At 67.9% G+C, this 22,473-nt stretch carries 23 protein-coding genes, 3 tRNA genes and 1 pseudogene; 11 read left to right on the top strand and 16 right to left on the bottom strand.

Features of this window, described 5'->3' with window-relative positions; translation table 11 throughout:
• The 5 genes from A5713_RS12010 to A5713_RS11990 form a co-directional block, all read right to left on the bottom strand.
• Positions 1-754, bottom strand: a 754-nt coding sequence (locus A5713_RS12010) for an ABC transporter permease (RefSeq protein ID WP_068095756.1), incomplete at its 3' end; no start/stop codon positions are given.
• Positions 751-1,677, bottom strand: coding sequence for a glycosyltransferase (locus A5713_RS12005; protein WP_068095751.1), 927 nt, complete (start codon positions 1,675-1,677; stop codon positions 751-753). The genes A5713_RS12005 and A5713_RS12010, both read right to left, overlap by 4 nt.
• Entirely contained in the window at positions 1,674-2,471 is a 798-nt protein-coding gene (locus A5713_RS12000; protein WP_068095749.1) for an ABC transporter ATP-binding protein, read from the bottom strand. Before A5713_RS12000 ends, A5713_RS12005 begins: the two co-directional genes overlap by 4 nt.
• Before the next feature lie 11 nt (positions 2,472-2,482).
• Positions 2,483-2,989 (bottom strand): bacterial proteasome activator family protein, encoded by a 507-nt coding sequence (locus tag A5713_RS11995; RefSeq protein ID WP_067920243.1) that lies wholly within the window; start codon positions 2,987-2,989, stop codon positions 2,483-2,485.
• 21 nt (positions 2,990-3,010) lie between these two features.
• On the bottom strand, positions 3,011-4,984 hold the full coding sequence (locus tag A5713_RS11990; protein ID WP_068095747.1) for a DUF6541 family protein: 1,974 nt from the start codon (positions 4,982-4,984) through the stop codon (positions 3,011-3,013).
• A 128-nt stretch (positions 4,985-5,112) separates the two neighbouring features.
• Here A5713_RS11990 and A5713_RS11985 point away from each other — a divergent pair.
• Positions 5,113-6,309: pseudogene (locus A5713_RS11985) on the top strand (cysteine desulfurase-like protein).
• Between the two features lie 45 nt (positions 6,310-6,354).
• Here the strand turns inward: A5713_RS11985 and A5713_RS11980 are convergent.
• Complete coding sequence (locus A5713_RS11980; RefSeq protein WP_068095782.1) at positions 6,355-7,323, bottom strand: NAD(P)H-quinone oxidoreductase; 969 nt, start codon at positions 7,321-7,323, stop codon at positions 6,355-6,357.
• A 37-nt stretch (positions 7,324-7,360) separates the two neighbouring features.
• Between A5713_RS11980 and A5713_RS11975 the strand changes: the two genes are divergently transcribed.
• Positions 7,361-7,447: transfer RNA gene (locus A5713_RS11975), tRNA-Ser, on the top strand.
• Positions 7,448-7,453: 6 nt separating this feature from the next.
• On the opposite strand, the gene A5713_RS11970 is transcribed toward A5713_RS11975, so the two are convergent.
• The 4 genes from A5713_RS11970 to A5713_RS11955 are packed head-to-tail and all read right to left on the bottom strand — an operon-like array spanning position 7,454 to position 10,916.
• Entirely contained in the window at positions 7,454-8,572 is a 1,119-nt protein-coding gene (locus A5713_RS11970; RefSeq protein ID WP_068095743.1) for a hypothetical protein, read from the bottom strand.
• Positions 8,573-8,606: 34 nt separating this feature from the next.
• Positions 8,607-8,798 (bottom strand): hypothetical protein, encoded by a 192-nt coding sequence (locus A5713_RS11965; RefSeq protein WP_067920236.1) that lies wholly within the window; start codon positions 8,796-8,798, stop codon positions 8,607-8,609.
• Between the two features lie 29 nt (positions 8,799-8,827).
• Entirely contained in the window at positions 8,828-10,066 is a 1,239-nt protein-coding gene (gene lipE / locus A5713_RS11960) for a lipase LipE (protein ID WP_068095741.1), read from the bottom strand.
• 25 nt (positions 10,067-10,091) lie between these two features.
• Positions 10,092-10,916: a crotonase/enoyl-CoA hydratase family protein gene (locus tag A5713_RS11955; RefSeq protein ID WP_068095740.1), complete on the bottom strand. Its 825-nt coding sequence runs from the start codon at positions 10,914-10,916 to the stop codon at positions 10,092-10,094.
• Positions 10,917-10,939: 23 nt separating this feature from the next.
• Between A5713_RS11955 and A5713_RS11950 the strand changes: the two genes are divergently transcribed.
• The gene (locus tag A5713_RS11950; protein ID WP_197516358.1) at positions 10,940-11,524 is read left to right on the top strand and encodes a TIGR03086 family metal-binding protein; all 585 of its coding nucleotides are present in this window, start codon (positions 10,940-10,942) and stop codon (positions 11,522-11,524) included.
• On the opposite strand, the gene A5713_RS11945 is transcribed toward A5713_RS11950, so the two are convergent.
• Complete coding sequence (locus A5713_RS11945; RefSeq protein WP_068095734.1) at positions 11,521-12,438, bottom strand: LysR family transcriptional regulator; 918 nt, start codon at positions 12,436-12,438, stop codon at positions 11,521-11,523. The genes A5713_RS11950 and A5713_RS11945 overlap by 4 nt on opposite strands.
• 99 nt (positions 12,439-12,537) lie before the next feature.
• Here A5713_RS11945 and A5713_RS11940 point away from each other — a divergent pair, with 99 nt between their 5' ends.
• Positions 12,538-14,208, top strand: a complete 1,671-nt coding sequence (locus A5713_RS11940) for a hypothetical protein (protein WP_156751856.1) — start codon at positions 12,538-12,540, stop codon at positions 14,206-14,208.
• Between the two features lie 214 nt (positions 14,209-14,422).
• Here A5713_RS11940 and A5713_RS11935 read toward each other — a convergent pair whose 3' ends face one another.
• Positions 14,423-14,884, bottom strand: a complete 462-nt coding sequence (locus A5713_RS11935) for a DUF4334 domain-containing protein (RefSeq protein ID WP_068095730.1) — start codon at positions 14,882-14,884, stop codon at positions 14,423-14,425.
• 11 nt (positions 14,885-14,895) lie between these two features.
• Positions 14,896-15,963, bottom strand: a complete 1,068-nt coding sequence (gene hisC / locus A5713_RS11930; RefSeq protein ID WP_068095724.1) for a histidinol-phosphate transaminase — start codon at positions 15,961-15,963, stop codon at positions 14,896-14,898.
• A gap of 84 nt (positions 15,964-16,047) precedes the next feature.
• Here hisC and A5713_RS11925 point away from each other — a divergent pair.
• Positions 16,048-16,139 (top strand) — tRNA-Ser (locus tag A5713_RS11925).
• A 32-nt stretch (positions 16,140-16,171) separates the two neighbouring features.
• Positions 16,172-16,244 (top strand) — tRNA-Arg (locus A5713_RS11920).
• A 145-nt stretch (positions 16,245-16,389) separates the two neighbouring features.
• Here the strand turns inward: A5713_RS11920 and A5713_RS11915 are convergent.
• Both A5713_RS11915 and A5713_RS11910 read right to left on the bottom strand, forming a co-directional pair.
• On the bottom strand, positions 16,390-16,602 hold the full coding sequence (locus tag A5713_RS11915; protein WP_068095719.1) for a hypothetical protein: 213 nt from the start codon (positions 16,600-16,602) through the stop codon (positions 16,390-16,392).
• A 280-nt stretch (positions 16,603-16,882) separates the two neighbouring features.
• Positions 16,883-17,881 carry a phosphotransferase family protein gene (locus tag A5713_RS11910; protein WP_231980374.1) on the bottom strand — a complete coding sequence of 333 codons (999 nt, stop codon included), beginning with the start codon at positions 17,879-17,881 and terminating at the stop codon, positions 16,883-16,885.
• A gap of 199 nt (positions 17,882-18,080) precedes the next feature.
• On the opposite strand from A5713_RS11910, the gene A5713_RS11905 reads away from it, so the two are divergent.
• The 5 genes from A5713_RS11905 to A5713_RS11895 all read left to right on the top strand — a co-directional run bounded on the left by A5713_RS11905 (position 18,081) and on the right by A5713_RS11895 (position 21,915).
• Positions 18,081-19,019: a class I SAM-dependent methyltransferase gene (locus A5713_RS11905; RefSeq protein WP_068095717.1), complete on the top strand. Its 939-nt coding sequence runs from the start codon at positions 18,081-18,083 to the stop codon at positions 19,017-19,019.
• Positions 19,020-19,148: 129 nt separating this feature from the next.
• Complete coding sequence (locus A5713_RS27555) at positions 19,149-19,397, top strand: hypothetical protein (RefSeq protein WP_082972912.1); 249 nt, start codon at positions 19,149-19,151, stop codon at positions 19,395-19,397.
• Between the two features lie 11 nt (positions 19,398-19,408).
• Complete coding sequence (locus tag A5713_RS29180) at positions 19,409-19,564, top strand: DUF6131 family protein (RefSeq protein ID WP_090419013.1); 156 nt, start codon at positions 19,409-19,411, stop codon at positions 19,562-19,564.
• Between the two features lie 151 nt (positions 19,565-19,715).
• On the top strand, positions 19,716-20,420 hold the full coding sequence (locus A5713_RS11900; protein ID WP_068095716.1) for a response regulator transcription factor: 705 nt from the start codon (positions 19,716-19,718) through the stop codon (positions 20,418-20,420).
• On the top strand, positions 20,398-21,915 hold the full coding sequence (locus A5713_RS11895; RefSeq protein WP_068095780.1) for a cell wall metabolism sensor histidine kinase WalK: 1,518 nt from the start codon (positions 20,398-20,400) through the stop codon (positions 21,913-21,915). Before A5713_RS11900 ends, A5713_RS11895 begins: the two co-directional genes overlap by 23 nt.
• Here the strand turns inward: A5713_RS11895 and A5713_RS11890 are convergent.
• Positions 21,908-22,384 (bottom strand): lipoprotein LpqH, encoded by a 477-nt coding sequence (locus A5713_RS11890; protein ID WP_068095715.1) that lies wholly within the window; start codon positions 22,382-22,384, stop codon positions 21,908-21,910. The two genes, A5713_RS11895 and A5713_RS11890, sit on opposite strands and share 8 nt — an antisense overlap.
• Positions 22,385-22,473 lie beyond the last annotated feature (89 nt).

Here is a 22,473-nt window from a genome sequence, read left to right as displayed (position 1 = left end):
CCGCCACCACGGCCCAGTGCCGCAGCTCCTGGTGGGCGCCCAGCAGCGGGGCCCGAACGATGTCGAGGTAGTGCAGCAGTGGGTTGAGCTCGACGATGCTCGACCAGCGCCCCGCCCCCTGCTGCCGCAAGGTGTCGTCGTTCCAGATGATCGGCGTCATGAAGAACAGCAGCTGCACAACCGAGAACAGCAGCGGGCCGATGTCGCGGTAGCGGGTCGCCAGGATGCCGAAACACAGTGACACCCAGATGCAATTGAGCACGATCAGCCCCAGCGCCGGGATCACCGACAGATCCGCCCACGACCACGGCTTGGGGAAGATGATCGCGATGACGACGTAGATGACGATGTTGTGCGCGAACAGGATCATCTGCCGCCACACCAGCCGGTAGACGTGCACGCTCAGGGGTGTCGGCAGCTGCTTGATCAGTCCCTCGTTGGCGACGAAGACGTCGGCCCCCTCGAGGATGGCCGCGTTGATCAGGTTCCAGATGATCAAACCCAGCGTGACGTACGGCAGGTGCACGGAGAGCTGGAGGTGAAACAGCTTGGAATACAGGCCGCCCATCGCGACGGCCGTGGTGCCGGTTGCGATGGTGATCCAGAACGGTCCCAGCACCGAGCGGCGGTAGCGCTGCTTGATGTCCTGCCAGCCCAGGTGCAGCCACAGCTCATGCCGGCGGAAACCGGCCACCAGATCGCCCCTGGCGCGGGTGAAGGTCCGCGACTGGGCCGCCGCGTCGAGAAACGTCACCTGGGTCCTCCCGGGTCCGATGGTGGCGACCCGAATTGCTCGCGGCGTCCCAAGCGGCGCAACCGGATCCACTCGGCCAGGCCCCTGGGGTCGCGCCGGGTCACCAGGAAGTACCAGCCGAACCGAACCCATTCCTGGATCAGCAGCTTGCGCAGGCCCGGTTGGGCCAACAGGTAGCCGCGGTTGCGGTAGGTGTAGAACCGCTTGTTGGGGTCGTCGGGGTATTGGGTGTGCATGCGACCGCCCAGGATCGGGCGGAATTCCGCGGAACCGCAGGGGTGCAGGTAGATCGCGTCCAGGCAGGTGCCGAACGGCAGGCCCGATCGCACCAGGCGCCGGTGCATCTCGACCTCGTCGCCCCGGATGAACAGCCGCAAGTCGGGGACGCCGATCGCTTCCAGGGTTTCCGCCCGGAACAGCGCGCCGTTGAACAGCGACGCTATCCCGGGCAGCAGGTCCTGTCCCGCTTCGGTCCGCAATTCGCTTGCACGCCTGCGCCATACCAGGCCGCGGCGCAACGGGAACGCGAGCCGCTCCGGGTCGTCGGCGTTGCACACCATCGGCGACACTTCGGCCAAGGCGTGCCTTTCGGCGCACGCTAGCAGGGTTGCCAGCACGTGCGAGTCCTGTGGGCGCCCGTCGTCGTCGGCCAGCCACACCCAGTCGGCCCCCAGGGCCAGTGCGTGCAACATTCCCAGGGCGAAACCGCCTGCGCCGCCGAGGTTTCGGCGGGAGGCCAGGTAGGTGGTCGGGATCGGCTGGCCGGCAACCAGATCGCTGACCCGGCCGGAACCGGGGCCGTCGTTGTCGATGACGATCAGGTGGTCGGGTAGCCGCGTCTGGCTGCTCAGCGTGCCAAGCGACTTGGCCAGCTCGTCGGGTCGCCGGTGGGTGACGACGACGGCGATGACGGTTCCGGTCATATCTCGTTGCGCGTTTCGGCCAGCACCTCGCGCACGTGCCGGGCGGCGTCCTCCCCCTCGTAGGCGCGCACCACCTCTTCGATCCCCCCTGCCATCCGGATCACCCCGTGGTCGATCCACATCGCGGTCTTGCACAGCCGCGCGAGGAATTCGTTGGAATGGCTGGCGAACACCAGGATTCCGGATCGCTCCACCAGGCTCTGCAGCCGGGACTGTGCCTTCTTCATGAAGTCGGCGTCCACCGCACCCAGACCTTCGTCGAGCAGCAGGATCTCGGGGTCGATGCTGGTGACCACGCCCATCGCCAGCCGCACCCGCATCCCGGTGGAGTACGTGCGCAGCGGCATCGACAGGTAGTCGCCCAGCTCGGTGAACTCGGCGATCTCGTCCACCTTGGCCATCATCTGCTTTCGGGTCTGCCCCAAAAACAGCCCGCGGATGATGATGTTCTCGTAACCGGAGATCTCGGGGTCCATCCCGACCCCCAGGTCGAAGATGGGTGCGACCCGGCCGGTGACCTCCGCCCAGCCGCGGGTGGGTTCGTAGATGCCCGAAAGCAGCCGCAGCAGAGTCGATTTCCCGGCGCCGTTGTGGCCGACCAGACCGACCCTGTCGCCCAGCTCGAGGGACAGGGTGATGTCCCGTAGCGCCTCGACGACGACCACGTTGGAGCTGTTGCGCCCGATCGTGCCGCCCGCCTTGCCCAGGAAGGCTTTCTTCAGGGAGCGCGACTTCGCGTCGAAAATGGGAAATTCCACCCACGCGTTGTGCGTCTCGATGTGAGGACCCGCCACCGTGCTGCGCTTTACAGGTACTGGCCGTGCCCGGACCCGCCCGGCTTGCTGACACCCGGGGGAAGCGCGCCCTGGCGCATGTTCTCCAGCTGCGCGCGGGCGGCCATCTGCTGGGCGAACAGCGCCGTCTGGATGCCGTGGAACAGCCCTTCCAGCCACCCGACCAATTGGGCCTGGGCGATGCGCAATTCGGCGTCCGACGGCGCCGAGTCCTCGTTGAACGGCAGGGTGAGGCGGTCGAGCTCTTCGCGCAGTTCCGGAGCCAGCCCCTCCTCGAGTTCGCGGATGCTGGTCTCGTGGATCTCGCGTAGGCGGTTGCGGCTGGCCTCGTCGAGCGGTGCGGCGCGCACCTCCTCGAGCAGTTGCTTGATCATCGTCCCGATGCGCATCACCTTCGCGGGCTGCTCAACCAGATCGGTCAGGGAGTGCTCGTCGGCGTCTTCCTCCGGCGCCGACGTCAGCCGCGGATCCACGTCGCCGATGATCTCGATGCCATCGTCGTCGTTGCGGGTAGTCAATCCATCACCATCCTTTGCGGACTAAGAGTGCGGCGCCGCGCGGCTTCCGCGCCATTCGTAGATTCGGGCTCCACCATTGTCGTAGATCAGCGTCCACGACTGCGATTTATCCAGTGACACTAGTCCGTCGGGTACGGCGAACCCGCGGACCGTCGGCTGGCTGGTGTAGATGTACCGGATGTTGAGCGCTTTGATCGCCTCGACCACCCGTGGGTCGGAATCCCCCCTGCGGGCGTAGGCCCAGAAGATGTAGCGGTTGGGGCCGGGTCCCATCTGCTGTGGGTAGTCGTAATGGGTCCACAGCGGGTGCAGGTCGGCGACGGCGTACATCCATGCAGTGCCGTCGGTGTTGGCGTTGCCGATCACGGTGCTGTGCGCCTCGGGCAGCGTGGCCAGGTAGGCCATGGCCATCAGGTCGCGCTGGTCGATCATCACCGAGTCGTACTTGTCGCCGAACAGCACCAAGTGTCGATAGAAGTAGTGGCGGGCGGTGAAGACGGTCGTCGCCACCAGCAGGACCGCCGTCGCCGCGGTCCACGCCGGCGCGGGTAAGGGTTTGAATCGGCCGGCGACTCGTTGGGCGCCGGCCACCACCACCATGACGGTCAGAAACAATGCGACCCCGGCCATCGGTTCCAGCAGCAGGGTGATCGCGGCCGAGATCCGGCGCGGGTCCTTGTAGAAGAACTCCCCGAACGCACCGGCAATCGCACCGACCGGGCCGCCGAGCGGCGTTCCGGCGTCGACGTCGACCACCACGAGCAACAGCCACAGCGCCAGCGGCCACCAGATCCTCTTGTAGGCGAAGATGATCCCGCCGAGGATCGCCAGCGACATCAGGCCGTACTGGTACGGGAAGTCGTTGAGGTGACGCGAGTGCTGGAAGACGGCGTCCCACACCCCCCGCTTCTTGCTGAGCTTGGTCAAAAACGAGTGCCCGGCGATGATGTCTTCCTGTTGGCGGACGCTGATGAATTGCGGCAACAGGATCAGCGCGGTCGCCACGGCCACGCCGGCGAGCGTCACGGCGTCGGCGACGCGGGCGCGGACGGGGTGCCACAGCACGTCGAACATCCACCAGGCGACGACGAACAGCACGACGATGAACCCGCCGGTCAGGTGGACCGACATCACCCCCACGAAGGCCAGCACGGCGGCCGGGATGCGGTCGCGGTGGCGCAGCGTCGAGGCGATCAGCACGAACGTGGGGACGACGACCCCGTAGGCCGCCAGGTTGGGCATCGCGGCGACACCGAACTCGACGTAGGGGAGGGCCGTGAACGACACCGACAGTGCGGCGGTGGTGGCGGCCGCGCCGGCGGTGCGCCATTGCCCCCAGTGCGGGCGCAGCAGCCGCCAGGTCAGCATCGCCGCGCTGCTGGGGAACAGCCAGATCGAGGCCGCCACCGAGCTCAGCGTGTAGCCGGTGGTGGGCGCGGCCCCGGTGAGCTGACAGAACACCGCCACCCACGCGTGGAACACCGACGGGTAGTACAGCGTCTGGTGCGTTTCGACGTTGCGCAGCTCGCCCATGTGGGTGGACGACGCCTGCCCGGTGTCGAGGATGAACCGCACCTCGTTGGCGTGCCAGACGGCGTCCCAGGTGCTGGGGATGGTCTGCCACCGGGTGGCCAGGCCGCGGTAGGCCGCCCACATGATGAGCAGGGACCCCAGCAGCACCCCGGCCGCGACGAGGATTGCGGGCCAGCGGCCGATCCCCCGCGCCTCGGCCTCGGTGTCGCGGTAGCGGCCGAGCAGCAGCTGCAGGGCCGTCATCACCAGGCACACCGCGACCAGAGTGGCCAGCGCCGTCCAACCGTTCCAAGGGATTCCGACTGCGCCGAACGGGATGATCGCCAGCGCGACGGCGCCGTAGGTCAGCGCCGGGCCCACCGCGACCGCGATGGGCCAACTCAGCTGACTGATACGCGCGATGATCGCTCCGGGCGCTATCAGCAAAAACAATGCGATCAGCGTTCCGAACCAGAGCCCCACTCGACTAGTATGGCTGGCCGGGTGTCCTGCCCCTGCGAAGCCACTGGCTGGCCTCAACGGCTCGAGCGTTCCGGGCACCCGCTACCGTCACAGTTTCGCGGAAATGCGCAAGCTCTAAGGTGGCTGGCATGGCTTACGACGTCGCCCGGGTGCGCGGACTGCATCCGTCGCTGGGTGACGGGTGGGTGCACTTCGATGCGCCTACCGGGATGCTCATCCCCGATTCCGTCGCGACCACCGTTTCGACCGCCTTCCGCAGGTCCAGCGCCACCACGGTCGGCGCGCATCCGTCCGCGCAGCGCAGCGCCGCCATCCTCGAGGCGGCGCGGGCGGCGGTGGCCGACCTGTTCAATGTGGACCCGGCGGGCGTGGTGCTCGGGGCCGACCGCGCGATCCTGCTGTCGGCGCTGGCCGAGGCGTCGTCCTCGCGGGCGGGGCTGGGCTACGAGGTGATCGTCAGCCGCCTGGACGACGAGGCGAACATCGCGCCCTGGCTGCGGGCGGCGCACCGCTACGGCGCCAAGGTGAAGTGGGCCGAGATCGACATCGAGACCGGCGAGCTGCCGACCTGGCAGTGGGAGGGCTTGATCGGGAAATCGACCAGGCTGGTGGCCGTCGCGTAGGCGTGCGCGACGCTGGGCACGGTCACTGACCTTCGGGCGATGACCAAGCTGGTGCACGACGTCGGCGGGCTGGTGGTGGTCGACCATTCCGCCGCGGCGCCGTACCGGTTGCTCGACGTGCGGGAAACCGACGCCGACGTGGTGGCGGTGAACGCCCTGGCGTGGGGCGGTCCGCCGATCGGCGCGGTGGTGTTCCGCGATCCGGCACTGCTCAATTCGTTCAGCTCGATCTCGACCGACCCGAAGGCCACCGGCGCGGCGCGTCTCGAGATCGGCGCGCACCAGTTCGGTCTGCTGGCCGGGGTGGTCGCCAGCATCGAGTATCTGGCGGCGCTCGACGAGTCGGCCCGCGGCAGCCGGCGCGAACGCCTGTCGGTGTCGATGCAATCGGCCAGTTCGTATCTGAACCGGATCTTCGATTACCTCATGGTGTCGTTGCGGTCGTTGCCGTTGGTCATGGTCATCGGCCGTCCGGAGGTGCGGATACCCGTGGTGAGCTTCGCCCTGAACGGCGTGCCCGCCGAGCGGGTGGTGCAGCGGTTGGCGGACAACGGGATTCTGGCCGTCACCAACGAGAACTCCCGCGCGCTCGACGTGCTGGGCGTCAACGACGTCGGGGGAGCGGTAACCGTCGGGCTGGCGCATTACTCGACGACGGCCGAGGTCGATCAGTTGGTGCGCGCGCTGGCGTCCCTGGGCTGAGCCTTTCGGTTCCGCGAGCGGGCGGTACCCCCAGCCTGCGGGCCGCTAGACCGTAAGCACGATCTTTCCGGTCACCTTGCTCGACGTCAGCAGTTGATGCGCCTCACCGGCCTGCTGAATCGGCATGCGGGCGCCGATGATCGGCCGGACGCGGCCCTCGGCGATCATCGGCCAGACCGAGCCGATCACCGCCTGCACGATCTCGGTCTTGCTGTTGGGCCCGGTCACCGGGCGGGCACGCAGCGTGGTGCCGATCACCCGGGCGCGCTTCGCCAAGAGCTTGCCGATGTTGAGCTCGCCCTTGATGCCGCCCTGCATGCCGATGATGACCAGCTGTCCGTCGGTGGCCAGGGCGTCGATATTGCGGTCCAGGTAGGCGGCGCCCATGATGTCGAGGATCACGTCGGCTCCGCCGCTTTCTTGCAGCCGCGCGACGAAATCTTCGTCGCGGTAGTTGATGGTGATCTCGGCGCCCAGCTCACGGCAGAATTCCAGCTTCTCCGCCGAACGGGCCGTGACGGCCACCCGGGCCCCCAACGCCCGCGCGACCTGGATCGCGTGGCTTCCGATGCCGCTGGCGCCGCCGTGCAGCAGCAGCAGCTGGCCCGCACCCAGGTGGGCGGTGAGCACCAGGTTGGACCACACCGTACAAGCCACCTCCGGCAGCCCGGCCGCGTCGATCAGGTCGACACGAGAGGGGATCGGCATCACCTGGCCGGCGGGAACGGCGACGTACTCGGCGTACCCGCCGCCCGCCAGCAGCGCGCAAACGTCTTGTCCGACAGTCCAATCCGTGACACCCTCGCCGGCGTCGGCGACCACGCCGGACACCTCCATGCCGATGATGTCGCTGGCGCCCGGCGGCGGCGGATACTTACCGGCGGCCTGCAGCAGGTCGGCGCGGTTCACGCCGGCGGCGGCGACCTTGATCAACACCTCGCCGGGTCCAGCGGACACGTCGGGCGCGTCTTGCCAGGAAAGGTGATCGGGGGATTCGGCGACGATGGCGCGCATGGTGGCCACGCTACCGACCCCCGTTACGCTTATCGGCGGTGGCGTGGCAGAGCGGCCTAATGCACTCGCCTTGAAAGCGAGAGACGGCTAACACCGTCCGGGGGTTCAAATCCCTCCGCCACCGCGCGTGTCACCCGACGGGCTGGTGCAGCATCGGCGCGTAGCGAAGCAGTGCCCCGGTGCCGTCGGCCGGGGCGATCCGCTCGTCGGTGCGCACCAGCGACGCCCCGACCGCAATCGCGAACAGCGGCAGGGCCTCGTCGGCGCGCAGCGTCTTGTCCGCGGCCGCGCCCTGCTCGGACAACACGTTCGCGTTGGGGGCGACGGTCGTCAGATCGGCGTCGGCGACCACGGTGGCGTCGCCGACGTCACCGATGATCAACGTGTCCACCGCGCCCTGGCGCAGGGCCGAGCACACCGCGCCCAGCCCCTCGGCGGCCAGCCCCGATTGCCGGCCTACCTCGGCGGTGAACCGATCGGCCGCGTCGTCGATGACCCGCAACCGTCGGCTGACGAACGCGGCTTCAATGGCCCGCCGAACTTCTTCGTCGTCGTGACCGCTGTGTCGCGCACCCACCTGCAGCTGAATCGCCCGCTCGCGCAGTCGATCTGGCAGGGCGGACAGCAGGTCCGAACGTGACCGCACCTCGCCGACGACGAAGATCATCTCGATCGACTTGTCGTCGACCAGCTCGCCGACCCGGTCGGCGACGGCTCGCACGTTCTTGCGGGCGGCTTCGTCGGTGCGCAATTGCGGGTCGCCGTATCCGGCGGTTTCGGCGCCGGCGGCCTTGTGGACGGGATAGCCGCCACCGTCAACGGTTTCGGTGCGCAGGGTGCCGTTGACGTGGGCGGTGATGTCGGCGCCGGTGTGGTCCGCCACCACCAGCAGATAGTCCGGGTGATCGAAGCCCAGTTCGACGATCGGTAGCACGAAAGGCAATTCGGAGACGCGCACGACCGTCTCGGCGGTGGGCCGGGTGAGGTGCTCGTTGAGGAGCACGCCCTGGGAGCCCGCCACCACGCCCCGGCCGCTGCGGCCGATCGGCGGGCGCAGGCCCAGCACAGCGCGCCCGATGTCGTCGATCACCGCCGCGCCGGCGACCTGTCTGTCGAGTTCTTCTTTCAGCGCACGCCATTTGAGCTCGAGCTGGGCTTCGGCGTCGTGGGTGTCGTGCGAATCGTCGAAGTAGACCGACGCGAACGGCCCGGGGGAATCCAGCAGCTTGCGGAAGCGTTCAGAGTCCATGTCTTTGGGTGCCCTGCGGGCCGGGCCGCAAACCCTAGTAGCTGCGGTCGCCTTCGCTGTTGTCGAAGAAGCGCCATTGGCCGTCGGCTTCGACTTCCATACGCCAGCCCAGTTCGTTGCCCTCGACCGCCTCGTCGGCGAACCAGGCGTGCGCTTTGTCGGCGCTTTCGATGTCCTTGGTCGCGACGACGTCGCCCTTGGGGTTGAGCACTCGGTAGGTAGCCATCCCGGCAGTGTTCCCACCGCCGGGTGCCCTCAATCGGTGGGAATCTCGGCGGCGATGGTGTCCATCAGGGCGGTGTAGCGCTTGGCTTCCGGGTCGCGGCCGGGCTTGCCGCTGCTGATCACGCCGGCCGCCAGACCGCGCGCGGGGTCGGCCCAGATCGCGATGTTGACCAGGCCGAGGTTGCCGAACGCGTTGGGCGCGTGCAGCCCGAACGGTCCCCACCGGTCCGTTCCGAGAATGAAACCGGTGCCCCAGCGGGCGGGTTGCAGCCCGACCGCGAAATCGGGTCGCAGTCGCCGGCATTCCTTGACCGCGCCGTACATCGTCTCCGGGCTCAGCACCCGCACGCCGTCGAGAGTGCCACCGCGGCGCCAGATTTCGGCGAACCGGGACATCTCGTTGGCGGTTGACACCGTGTTGGACGACGGGATGATCGTGGTGAGGAACAGCGGGGTATTGGTGATCGGGATCATCTCGTGCACGGTTCCGCCGATCGCCTTGCGGAAGATCTGCGCCACGATCGGCGGGAGCGGGCGCCCCGTCGCGTGGCTGGGCGCGACCAGTGGCAGGTCTTCTTTGGCGACACCGAAGTTCGTCCACCGGAAGCCGAGCGGGTCGAGGATCTCGGTGGCCAGAATTTCGCGAATTTCCTTGCCGGTGGCCGCGTACACGATCTCGCGGATCAGCGGACCCCAGGTCAGGGCGTGGTACATGTGGAACAGCCCGGGGCGGTAGATCGGCCGCAATTCACCGAGCTTCTGTTGCGCGTATTCGTGGTCGTCCGCGCGTTTGACGTCCGGCTTGGGTCCGGTGGGGAAGGGCAGCCCGGCGCTGTGCGTCATCACGTGCCGGATGGTGATCCGGTGCTTGCCGTGGCTGGTGAAGGTGGGGATGTAGTCGCACACCCGGTCGTCGAGTGAGAAGACGCCGCGCTCGACGAGCATGTGCACCACGGTCGCCGCGATGCCCTTGGCTGCCGAGTAGACGCAGAACGGCGTGTCCGTCGTGACGGGGATCTTCTCGGCGTCGGCCGGGTCGCTCGGGGCGTTGCCCCAGCCGTGGCCGATCGCCCGGTTGAGCACGACGCGCCCGTGCCGACGGAGGCACAGCTGGATGGCCGGCTGGAAGCCTGCCTCATACCAGTGCCGCGCGGCCGCCCAAATCCGGTCGACGGCGGCGCTGTCGATCTCGGAGTAGTCCTCGTCGCCGATCGCCGTCACGGCGTCCAGGTCGGCTGGGACGCGGATCTTGCCGTCTGGTGTCGTCACCTCAGCGAGGGTACGTGGCGCCGGATCACTCCCCGGTGAATCGCGGCGGGCGCTTCTCGAAGGTCGCCGCGATGCCCTCGGTCAGGTCCTTCGACGGCAGGAAGGCGGCGTTCCAGGCGGCGACGTAGCGCAGGCTCTCCGACACGGCGGCGGTGCGCTGCTGGTCGAGCACGTCCTTGATGCCGTGTACCGCCAGCGGCGGGTTGGCGGCGATCTCGGCCGCGGTGGCGTGCGCGGCGGCCAGCGTGGCGTCGGCGTCGTCGTACACGTCGTTGACCAGGCCGATCTTCGCGGCCCGGGCCGCGTCGATGTCCTTGCCGGTCAGCGCCAGCTCACGCAGGTGCCCGTCGCTCAGGATGTACGGAAGCCGGGCCAGGCTGCCGACGTCGGCGACGATCGCCAGCTTGACCTCGCGCACCGAGAATTTGGCGTCGGCGCTGGCGTAGCGGATGTCGACCGCGGAGATCAGGTCGACGCCGCCGCCGATGCACCAGCCGTGTACCGACGCGATCGTCGGGGTGCGGCAGTCCGCGACGGCGGTGATCGCGCCCTGCATGCGCTTGACCTCGCGGTGGAAGACCGCGCGCGGGCCGGCCAGCGCGTCGCCGGACAGCAGCGGGGTGAACGAGCCGCCCATCGCGGGCACGTCCAGGCCGTAGCTGAAGTTCTTGCCCGAACCGGTCAGCACGATGGCCCGCACCTCGGGGTCGGCGTCCAGGGCCGCGAACAGCTCCGGCATCTCCGACCAGAACGCCGGGCCCATCGCGTTGCCCTTGCCCGGCCCGATCAGCGTCACCTGCGCGACATGATCTTTGGTTTCCACCGTGACGGATTCGTATGCTTGCGCCATATCGAGACCGTAGCGTGGCAAACATGGCTCCTGATTTGCGGCCCGGCCCACATTCCCCGCCCACCGACGAACTGCACAGCGCCGAGGACACGCTCGGGGTGCTGCAGCGCGTGCTGCACACGATTCCGGCCGACGATCTGTCCCGGCGGACGCCGTGCAGCGAGTTCGACGTGGCGCAGCTGACCGAGCATCTGCTGAAGTCGATCGCCGGGCTCGGGGGCATGGTGGGCGCCGCTATGCCGGAGCGCGAGCAAGGCGATTCGGTGGAACGGCAGGTGGTCGCCGCGGCCCGGCCGGCGCTGGATGCCTGGCATCGCCGCGGCCTGGACGGCACGGTGCCGTTCGGCAAGAGCGAGATGCCCGCCAAGGCGGCGTGCGGCATCTTCTCGGTCGAATTCCTGGTGCACGCCTGGGATTACGCCGCGGCGGTGGGCCACGAACTCAACGCCCCGGAACCACTGTCCGAATACGTGCTGGGGTTGGCGCGCACCATCATCCGGCCGGAGATTCGTGCCGGTGCCGGGTTCGACGACCCGATCGACGTCCCGGCCGACGCCGGCGCGCTCGAGCAATTGGTCGCCTTCACCGGGCGCAACCCGGCCGGCTAACCGCCGGGACGCGACGCCGACGCCGTGGCGATGGCGCTGACAACCTGCCGCAGCCAGCGGTGGGACGGATCCTGGTCGAGGCGCGGGTGCCAGACGGCGGCGGACCGTAGCTCGCCCAGCTCCGGTGGGGCCGTGAGCACGCGGGTCTGGGCCGGGTCGGCGATGGCGCGGGCCAGCTGCGCCGGAACCGTCAGGATCAGCTCGGTGCCGGGCAGCATGTTTGGCCCCGGAGCGAAGTAGGGCATCCGGACCGCTATCCGGCGCTTGGCGTCGTGCGCCTCGAGCGCCCGCTCGATCCACGGCTGGTCGAGCGCGATGTCCACATGCGGCCAGCGCAGATAGGCCGACAGCGAAACAGCCGTCTCCGCGGCGAGCGGGTGGTCGGCGGCCACCACGCAGACGAACTGATCGGTGAAAAACTGTGTGCTGCAGTACCGGTCGGGCACGGCGCGGCCGTAGATCACCAGGTCAAGCGTCCCAGCGTCCAGCTTGTCGAACGCGCGCGAGTCGAGGGCTTCGCAGTGCACCGTGGAGGCCGGTGACTGCGCCAGGATGGAGTGCACGACTGCGGGACCGAACGCGGAGAGCGCGTAGTCGGTGATGGCCATGCGAAACGATTGGGCTGCGGTGGCCGGGTCGAAGGATTCGTTGGCAAACAGTTGCTCGAGCTGGGTGACGGTCGTCGCCAGCTGGTCGCGGATCCGCTCGGCTCGCGGGGTCAACGAGTAGCCGTCCGGGCCGCGCACCAGCAACTCGTCGCCGAAGTGTCGCCGCAACCGCTGCAACGCGCGGCTCATCGCCGGCTGGCTGAGCCGGGCCCGCTCCGCCGCGCGCGAGACGTGCCGCTCCTCGAGCAGGGCCGTCAGGGGCGGAAGCAGATTCAGGTCCACCTTATCGATATGCGTCTCGCGCATGTGTCGCATGCTAACCATTCATTTCACAAATGTCAGCAGGTGCAAGAGGCTTTAGGTGTAAGAACTTTATCCCCCTCGAGCCCGAAGGAGAGACCCGACATGACACAAATGCTGACCCTCACGGTCGACCACGACGAGCTGATCGCCCGGGCCGCCGAGCTGGAGGCCCCGATCCCGGCACCGCCGAGCGACAACCCCCAAGCACCCTGTGCGTTGGACATGGTCACCGCGGCCGCCGCCCAACTCGCGCTGTCCGCCGACAACATGCGGCTGTACTTGGGCGTGGGCGACCGGGTGCGGCAGCGGCTGGCAGAGGCGCTGCGAAATGTCGCCAAAGCATATGAGGACGTCGACGAGAGTGCTGGGCAGTCCATCCTGACCGGCCGTTTACTGTCGGCGGTCACCGGGTTCGCGGTCGAGCCGGTTGAGGCACCGCCGGTCGCCGAGGAGCTGATGTCGGCGAATTTCTTCACCCCCTACTACCCGGTCAAAGAGGCGGCGCAGAAGATCGCGGCAACCGACCGGGGCGCATCATTCGACCGATTCGCCGACGCGTGGACCGCATATCAGCGGACCTTGCTCGAGGCCGCCCGCCGCTTCCGGCCGTTCGACCACTGGGCGGGCGACGCGAGTCAGGCGGTCGAGGCCAACTTCGACCAGCAGCGGGCCTGGCTGTACGAAATGGCGGACGAGTGCGCCACGATGGCGGCTCAGGCGCGCAACGTCGCCTCGACACAGCGCTGGGCACTTGCCGAACACCCCACGGCGGAGGAGATCGCCCAGCTCGATGAAATGTGGTCGAAAGCGTCCGGCTCCGGCGTCGGGGCCACGATCATCCAACACCAAGTTCAGCAGGAGTACGCGAGGTTGCAGGAGAAGTCGGAGGAGGTGTTGCCCGAATACGAGAAGAAGGCGGCTCTGCCGCTGCCGCCGATCAAGCCGTCAAGCCCCCCGACCGCCTGGGCGCCGCCCGCGCCGCCGCCCGACCTCGGCGACCTGGTTCCCGACCCCGGCAACGGTCTTCCCGACCCTGGCGACGGTCTTCCCGAGCCTGGCAATGGTCTTCCGGACCCCGGCGACGGTTTCCCCGAGCCTGGCAATGGTCTTCCGGACCCCGGCGACGGTTTCCCCGACCCTGGCGACGGTTTCCCCGAGCCTGGCAATGGTCTTCCGGACCCCGGCGACGGTTTCCCCGACCCGGGCAACAACCTTCCCGACCCCGGCGCCCCGGACGGGAAGCCGCCCTGGGACGGGGATTGGGAAGACGGCTTGGGTGACCTCCCGACAGAGTCGCCCAGTGACCGCTACCCCGGCTTTTCGCCGATGCCTGCCATGCCGAACTGGTCGAGGAATGCCACCACAGGCGTTCCGGCGGGCGCCAAGGGATATCCGCACGCCTGGACCGGCGCGCCGACAGCCTCGAACGGCCAAAAACCGAAGTTGTCCGGCGGCGGCATCGGCCGTGGCGGTGCGGTGATCACGGCGGGGCCGCTGCAGCCGGCCGTGGAGGCCGAAGCGGCGCCGGGACGACCCGGCGCGACCGGGCCCGCGGCGGCAACCGCGGGGGCCGGCCGCGGCGTTCCGGGCCTCGGCGCCGCGACGGGCGGTGCCGGCATGGGCGTCCCCCCGGTGGGGTCGCCCGGTGTGCAGGGGAACAACGCCGGAAGGGGCAGGCACGCCAAGCCGGACGAGGAGGCGCTCTACACCGAGGAGCGGCCCTGGACCGAGGGCGTCATCGGACGGCGCCGGCAGAAAGGCGCTGAGAACTGACCAAACTGACGGGCGGGCCTCCCTCAACCCACGAAGGAGGCCCGCCTGCTCGTCGGGCGAGGCGCGCGCAAGCACCCGGAGACGCCGGCCCGCTCGAGCGGTTGGTCGCCTTCACCGCCCGCAAACCGGCCAGTTAGCGTCGGCCTCTGCCGAACGTGCAGACAACGCGAAATCCGGGCAGCGTTTTCGCAGTCAGTCCACGCTCGGCGAGGCGCTACACCCGCTCGAGGTAGAAGTAGTAGTACCGGCCGTTATCCCGGACGCCCTTGCCGTTCATGATGCCCATGACGGCGTTGTCGTCGATCTTCTTGAAGTGGTCGTGCACGGGCTGGCCGTCGTAGACCATCGTCGCGGTGACCTCGCCGCGGAACTCTTCGAGCCACAGGCTGGCCTCGCCCTTGCCCATCTCGACGTTCGAGAACTTGTTGCCGTCGGCGTCCAGGCAGACCAGCGGCTGCACGTCCCGAGCCGACTTGAAGGTCTTGCCGAACCAGCCGGCCTTCTCCAGCTGGCCGTTCATCCGGTGGCCGGTGCGGAATTCGCCGCCCTGCCATTCGCCCAGCATGCCCTCGATCGTCGCGGGCTCCAGGCCGGCCCAGAAGTCGTCGAGCTCGGCATCGGGGATGTCACCGTCGCGCTCCTTGAACTCGGTGAACTGTTTGCGCGCCAAGTCCAATGGAGTGCTCCTTACGGTTCGGTGCGGGAAATCCAATCCCGGGCGAAGTGCAACAGGGCGTCATTCTCCTCCACCGCACCGATGGTGATGCGCACCCCCTCGCCGGCGAACGGGCGCACCACCAGCCGCGCGTCGGCGGCCTGCTCCGTGAAGTCCGTGGTACGAGAACCCAGCGGCAGCCAGATGAAGTTGGCCTGCGACGGCGGCAGGGTGAACCCGGCGTCGCGCAACCCCGCGCTGACGCGGGTGCGCTCGGCGACCAGCGCGTCGGTCCGCGCCATCAGCTCGTCCGACGCCTCCAGCGACGCGATGGCGGCCGCCTGGGCGACGTTGGTCACGGCGAACGGCATGACGACCTTGTCCAGCGCGGTGATCAGGTCCGGGTGACCGATTGCATAACCGACGCGCAGACCCGCGAGCCCGTAGGCCTTCGAAAACGTCCGCAGCACAACGACGTTGCTGCGCGATAGGGCCAGCTCCAGACTGCTGGGCAGCATTCCGTCGCGGATGTATTCGACATAGGCCTCGTCGATGGCGATCAGGATGTGCGGCGGCACGGCTTCGACGAAACGAACGAGGGCGTCCGGATCGACCACCGTCGACGTCGGATTGTTCGGGTTGCAGACGAAGATCAGCCGGGTGCGATCGGTGACCGCGGCGAGCATGGCGTCGAGGTCGTGGGTGTGGTCGCTCAGCGGCACTTTCACCGCGGTCGCGCCCGACACCTGGACGATCGGCAGGTAACACTCGAAGCTGCGCCAGCCCATCATGACTTCGTCGCCGGCCGCGGAGGTGATCTGCACCAGCTGCTGGCACAGGCTGACCGAACCGCTACCGACCGCGATGTGCTCCGTTGCGACGGAGGAGCCCAGGTGCATGGCCAGGGCCGCCTTGAGGTCGACGCTGGCGTTGTCCGGGTAGCGGTTGACGACGGCGACGGCCCGCTCGATCGCCGCGTGCACGCTGGGCAGCGGACCGTGGACGGTCTCGTTGCTGGCCAGCTTGATGGAGCCCGGCACGTTCTTGCCGGGGACATAGACTGGCAGTCCGACCAGTTCGGGACGCAGGCGGGCGGTCACTTCGACAGTTTATGTCGCGGATGTGTACGCTATGGCCGGTTCCGCGAGACCGGAAAGGGGTCGGGTACCCTCGAACAGTCCAAGGGAGGCGTGCCAGAGCGGCCGAATGGGGCTCACTGCTAATGAGTTGTCCCCCTCAAAGGGGACCGGAGGTTCAAATCCTCTCGCCTCCGCCAAGGAACACCACGCAAGACAACTGAACACACGGGCGCCCGTAGCTCAACGGATAGAGCATCTGACTACGGATCAGAAGGTTAGGGGTTCGAATCCCTTCGGGCGCGCTCATCACCGGTATGACGTTCGTTGACGCTCGACATTTCATCTTCGCCTGGTCCTTGAGACCGGAGTTCCCGAGCGCCGAAGCGGTCTAGTGAGACGAAAATCTGTGCGGCTCCGGAGCCTGCGCGGCATCGCCCGCCAGGCTTGCTAAGCGAACTGGCGCGTGGGGGAGCTCTTGAGGTATCGGCTTTGTAGCCGGTTGATGTGCGCCCGCGCTTCGGCGATGTCCCGGTGCAGGGCGGTCGCTTCGGCCCCAGCGCCGCGGGCTTCCAGCCAGGTCAGTTGGCGGGTCATTTTGTCCAGCACCTCGCACAGAGCCCGGATCAGCTCGACGGCTTGGGCGGCATCGCTTTCACCCATCAGAAGATGGTTGCACCAATGGCCTGTTGTTGACAGGGCAATGGCCGATTTGGAACGCGGTATTTAACGGAACGTAAAGCGTGCGGTAGCCGATGCGTCGCAACGGATAACGCTCGAGCCGTTGACGGCAGACGGCTGCGAACGCACCAGCCCTTATGGATGAGTAGGTTCGGGGGTTCAAATCCGCTCGGGAGGAGGCCGAGGATCTAGTGGCCCCCGAACGGACCCCGAACGGGCCGCGTCTTCGGGGTAGGGCGGCGCGAAGGGAGACGCTAGTGGATCAGGCCACGCTCTCGATCAGGCCCAACGCGCGCTCGAAGAGGTGAACAGTGGCTGCGTGCAATTGATCGCCGACCTCTTTCTCGGCCTTGCCTGCACAGGCCCGGGCGAGCGTGCCTTCGATGACGATGCCCAGCTTGAAGCACGCCAGCACCGTGTACCAGGTGATGTGCGAGAGGTCGCGGGTGGTGTTGGCCGCGTAGCGCTGGAAAAGCTCGTCGGTGCTGGCCAGCCCGTCCTGCCCGCCCAGGGCGTGGCTGAACACGCTGGACCCGTCGGGCTGGCGCCAGGTCGCCAGCAGCCAGCCCAGATCCAGCAGCGGGTCCCCGATCGTGCACATCTCCCAGTCGACGATCGCGACCACATCCGGGCCGGTGTTGGAGAACATCACGTTGGCGGCGTGGTAGTCGCCGTGCATGATCCCGGGTGTCCACGTTGCCGGTCGGTGGCGTTCCAGCCAGGCCGACACTTCCCCGATTCCCGGGATCTGCGGCCCGGGGTAGCCCTCGTACTCGCTGTAGGAGTCCAGTTCGGACAGCCAGCGCGGGACCTGGCGTTCCAGGAAGCCCTCCGGCTTGCCGAAATCGCCCAGACCGACGGCGACATGGTCAACGGCGCCCAGCTTTGCCAGCGCGTCGGCCATCGAAAGGCCCATGCCGTGCCGCACGCTGGGATCACCCGTATGCAACGGCGGCAGTCCCTCCCCGGCGTTGAATCCCTCGACCGGGTCCATCAGGTAAAAGACCGCGTCGCCCAGCACGCCGGGGTCCTCGCAAGCGGCGATCAGGTGGGGGTGCGGCACGTCGGAACCGGCCAGGGCGGCAAGGACTTTCGTTTCCCGCAGGATGACGCTGTTGCTCCGGGGGCGCAGGTGCCGCGGTCCCCGGCGCAACACGTACGGCCGGCCGGCCCTGGTGAACCGGATCATGACGTTCTGGGTTCCGCCGGTGACGGCGGTGACGTCCTCCAGCGGCCCTTCGCCGAGTCTCCGCTCGGACATCCAGGCCGCGACGGCGTCCAGGTTCACGGCATCCACGTTCAGCCGATACCGATCTCGTCCATGCCAGCTCCTTTGCTGCAACCCTGTGGGCCGTCTGGGAAAAAGCGTAGGCCACCGCCGCGAACGGGCTCCGGGCGGCGGAGCCTGGAACAATAGTGTGGGCAACTAACTGAATCTCGCGCCTGGAAGGGAACTGGCGATGCCGCGTACCGACAACGATTCCTGGGACATCACCCAAAGCGTGGGAGCCACCGCACTTGGCGTCGCGGCGGCGCGGGCCGCCGAGACGGAGAGCGAGAATCCGCTCATCAACGACCCGTTCGCGCGCGTGTTCGTGGACGCGGCCGGCGAAGGCATGTGGAGCATCTATGCCGATCCCGCGCTGCTGGCCAAGGCGGTGGAGCTCGAGCCCGAGGTCGGCACGCGCATCCAGCTGATGATCGACTTCATGGCCACGCGGACAGCCTTTTTCGATGAGTTCTTCCTGGGCGCGGCCGACTCCGGCGTACGTCAGGTGGTGATCCTGGCCGCCGGCCTGGACGCGCGCACCTGGCGGCTGCCGTGGCCCGACGGCACGGTCGTCTACGAGCTCGATCAGCCCAAGGTCCTCGACTTCAAATCCACCACGCTGAGCGAGCACGGCGCGCAGCCCAGGGCGCGGCTGGTCAACGTGCCCATCGACCTGCGCCAGGACTGGCCGAAGGCGTTGCAGGAGGCGGGGTTTGACGCGTCGCGGCCTGCCGCCTGGTCGGCCGAGGGCCTGGTGCGTTACCTGCCGGCGCAGGGCCAGGACCTGTTGTTCCAGCGCATCCATTCGCTCAGCGCCGACGGCAGCTGGCTGGCCTCCAACGTGCCGGGCGCCGGGTTCACCGACCCCGACCTGGTCCAGCGCCAGCGTGAGGACATGCGGCGCATGCGGGCCGCGGCGGCCAAGCTGGTCGATTCCGAGATCACCGACTTCGACGACCTCTGGTATCCCGAGGAGCGCACCCCCGTCGACGCCTGGTTGCGGGAGCGTGGCTGGGACGTCGCCACGGCGACGTTCGCCGAGTTGATGGCTCGCTACGGTCGCAGCGTTCCGCAGGACGCAGAGTCCGCGATGCCGCCCACCCTGTATGTCTCCGCGCAGCGGCGTTAGCTAGCGCGTCAAACCACTTCGATTCGCTCCCCGGGCTCCGCTGGCGCACTGCCGAATTCAGCCGCGGCGAATGTTTAGACATAAGTCCAATGGGTAACTATCGTCCACGAGAAATTTTTCTCGACCACATTGGAGGTCACTATGCGTGGCAGCGGAATCATCGGCACCATTGCCCTGGTATGGCTGCTCATCGGGGTGTTCGCGGCATGGCAACGCGACTACTTCAAAGGTGACTCGACCAGCTGTGTCACGGCGGGAAACATTGCGTTGACCGTCATTGCGGGGCCTTTGAATTACGGGGGCGTCAACCCGAAAGTCAAGGACTGCCATGTTCCGCAGCCCAGTTCAATGCCTGGTGTTCTACTACCCCTCACCTAAAAGGAGTTGTGATGATTGTCTTGGGCGTAGTCCTGCTTATTCTCGGGTTTGTATTCAGTGTCCCATTGCTGTGGGAAATCGGTGTCGTGGTCTTGGTCATCGGCGCCGTGTTGTGGATCATGGGTTCGATAGGTCGTCCAGTCGCCGGCCGGCGCTATTGGTATTAGCCACCACGCCGGAAAACGGGATCGCGCGACTGCCGGGCGGCCGCGCGATCCCGTTCACAGGTCACGCAAAGCCAGGCCATAGCGGCGGCTCAGCGCGCTGCGCATACTGGAACCTGTGACACAGCCCCGAGCCTCCGTCGAGCGGGTTGTCATGTGCCGCGCGGACGGCAATCCGATCAACGTGTTGGTCGTGGACGACGAGTCCGTCCTGGCTGAGATGGTGTCCATGGCGCTGCGGTACGAGGGGTGGAACATCGCCACCGCCGGCGACGGGGCATCGGCTATCGCCGCCGCCCGGGCCCAGCGCCCAGACGTGGTCGTCCTCGATGTGATGCTGCCCGACATGAGCGGGCTCGACGTCCTGCACAAGCTGCGTGAAGAGAACCCGCAGCTTCCGGTGCTGCTGCTGACGGCCAAGGATGCGGTGGAAGACCGCATCGCCGGGCTGACCGCGGGCGGCGACGACTACGTCACCAAGCCGTTCAGCATCGAAGAGGTGGTGCTGCGGCTGCGCGCGCTGCTGCGGCGCACCGGCGTGACCACGCTGGACAGCGGCGCCCAGCTGGTCGTCGGCGACCTGGAGCTCGACGAGGACAGCCACGAGGTCACCCGGGCCGGCGAACCGATCGCGTTGACCTCCACCGAGTTCGAGCTGCTGCGGTTCATGATGCGCAACTCCAAGCGGGTGCTGAGCAAGGCCCAGATCCTCGACCGGGTGTGGAGCTATGACTTCGGCGGCCGGTCCAACATCGTCGAGCTCTACATCTCCTATCTGCGCAAGAAGATCGACAACGGTCGCGACCCCATGATCCACACGCTGCGTGGCGCGGGTTATGTCCTCAAGCCGGCCCGCTAACCCGCGGCGGGCCTGGTCGCTGCGGCTGCGGCTGCTGGTCGGACAGATCGTGGTGCTGGCCATCGTGTGCGTCGGCATCACCGCGGCGACCGAACTGGCGCTCAACCACCACCTGGTCAAGCAGCTCGACGGGCAGCTCGCCGGCACATCGTTCCGCTCGGCGCTGATGTATCCCGAACCGAACCGCCCGGGTTGGCGCCACGAGCACTCCTTCTATCCGCGGCCGGGCCCCGGCCCGCGATTTCTCGACGCCCCCGGTCAGCCGGCGGGCATGGTGGCCGCGGTCGTCAATCACGGCAAGACCGTCGACGCGGGCTACCTGACCAGCAGCGGCACCCGGGCCGCGCTGACCCCGACGGCCCAGAACCAACTGGAACAGGTCGCCTCCAGTCGCGCACCGGTCACCGTCGACCTGGATGGCCTCGGCCGATATCGGGTGGTCGCGGCCCCGAGCCGGAACGGGGGCGACACGATCGTCACCGGCCTGTCGATGTCCAACGTCGACGCCACCCTGATCCGGATGCTGATCATCTTCGGCATCGTCACCGTGATCGCCTTGGCCGCTGCGACGATCGCCGGGGTCGTCATCATCCGCCGGGCGCTGGCACCGCTGCGGCGGGTCGCGCAGACCGCGAGCAAGGTGGCCGACCTGCCGCTGGACCGCGGCGAGGTCCAGCTGCCGGTCCGGGTGCGCGAGTCCGATGCCAACCCCTCCACCGAGGTGGGCCAGCTCGGCTCGGCCCTCAACCGGATGCTGGACCACATCGCGTCCGCCCTGTCGGCGCGGCAGGCCAGCGAGACGCGGGTCCGCCAATTCGTCGCCGACGCCAGCCACGAGCTGCGCACGCCCCTGGCCGCGATCCGCGGCTACACCGAACTCACCCAACGCATGGGTGACGACCGCGAGGCGGTGGCGCACGCGATGAGCCGGGTGGCCTCCGAGACGGAACGGATGACGCGGCTGGTCGAGGATCTGCTGCTGCTGGCCCGCCTGGACTCCGGCCGGCCGTTGGAACGCGAGCCGGTCGATTTGTCACGGCTGGCCGTTGACGCGGTCAACGACGCGCATGTCGCGGGGCCCGACCATCAGTGGGAACTCGACCTGCCGGAAGAACCAGTGATCGTCACCGGTGACGCGGCCCGGCTCCACCAGGTGCTGACCAACCTGCTCGCCAACGCCCGATTGCACACCGGCGCGGGCACGGTCGTGACGACGCGGTTGAGTACCGAGCCGGAACACACCGTGCTGCAGGTGATCGACAACGGGCCCGGCATCCCGGCGGCGCTGCAATCGGAGGTGTTCGAGCGGTTCGCCCGCGGTGATACCTCGCGCTCGCGCAAGGGCGGCAGCACGGGGCTGGGTCTGGCGATCGTGTCCGCGGTGGTCAAGGCCCACAACGGGACGATCAAGGTGAACAGCTCAGCCGGTCATACCGAGTTCACGGTGCGGTTGCCACTCAACGGGTGGCAACCGCCCGCGACCTCGACTAGCTAGAGCAGGTGACGTCGATCTCGAACGGCTTGTTCACGGGCTGCATGGGGTTGGCCATGTCGACCCCGGTGGCCGTTCCGGTGATCTTGTAGCTGTTGCCGTTCTTCTCGGCGGAGGCGTTGCCCTGGCCGGTTCCGGACGTGTATCCGAGCGTCACGCCGTTGACATTGCCCAGGCCAACGGATTTCACCTGCGGCGGGTTGGCGTCGGTGAGCACGGCGGCGATGCCGGTGGCTGCGCCACCGATCGCGATGTTGACGGTGCCGCCCGCGGACGTGCACACGACCGAGCCGCTCACGTTCTGGTCCTTGCCGTCGATCAGGACCTTGGTTCCGCTGGCGGCGCCCGCCGAGGTGTTCACGGCCGAGCTGGTGCCCGAACCGCCCGAAGGCTGCTTGTTGCTTGAACAGCCGGAGACTCCGGCGGCCAGAATTGCCGCTCCAGCCACCGCGACCGTCAGTCCACGCTTCACGTGTTCTCCTTTGCCCGAAAGTTGCGACCCTCGGCATTGAGGGCCGTCTGGGGCAGTATGCGGGTTAACTGGGCCGAACATCTAGCATT

Source organism: Mycobacterium sp. E2497, assembly GCF_001668695.1.
Lineage (GTDB): Bacteria > Actinomycetota > Actinomycetes > Mycobacteriales > Mycobacteriaceae > Mycobacterium.
The sequence above is the reverse complement of the archived record's forward strand: the minus strand, read 5'-3'. Positions and strand labels throughout refer to the sequence as shown.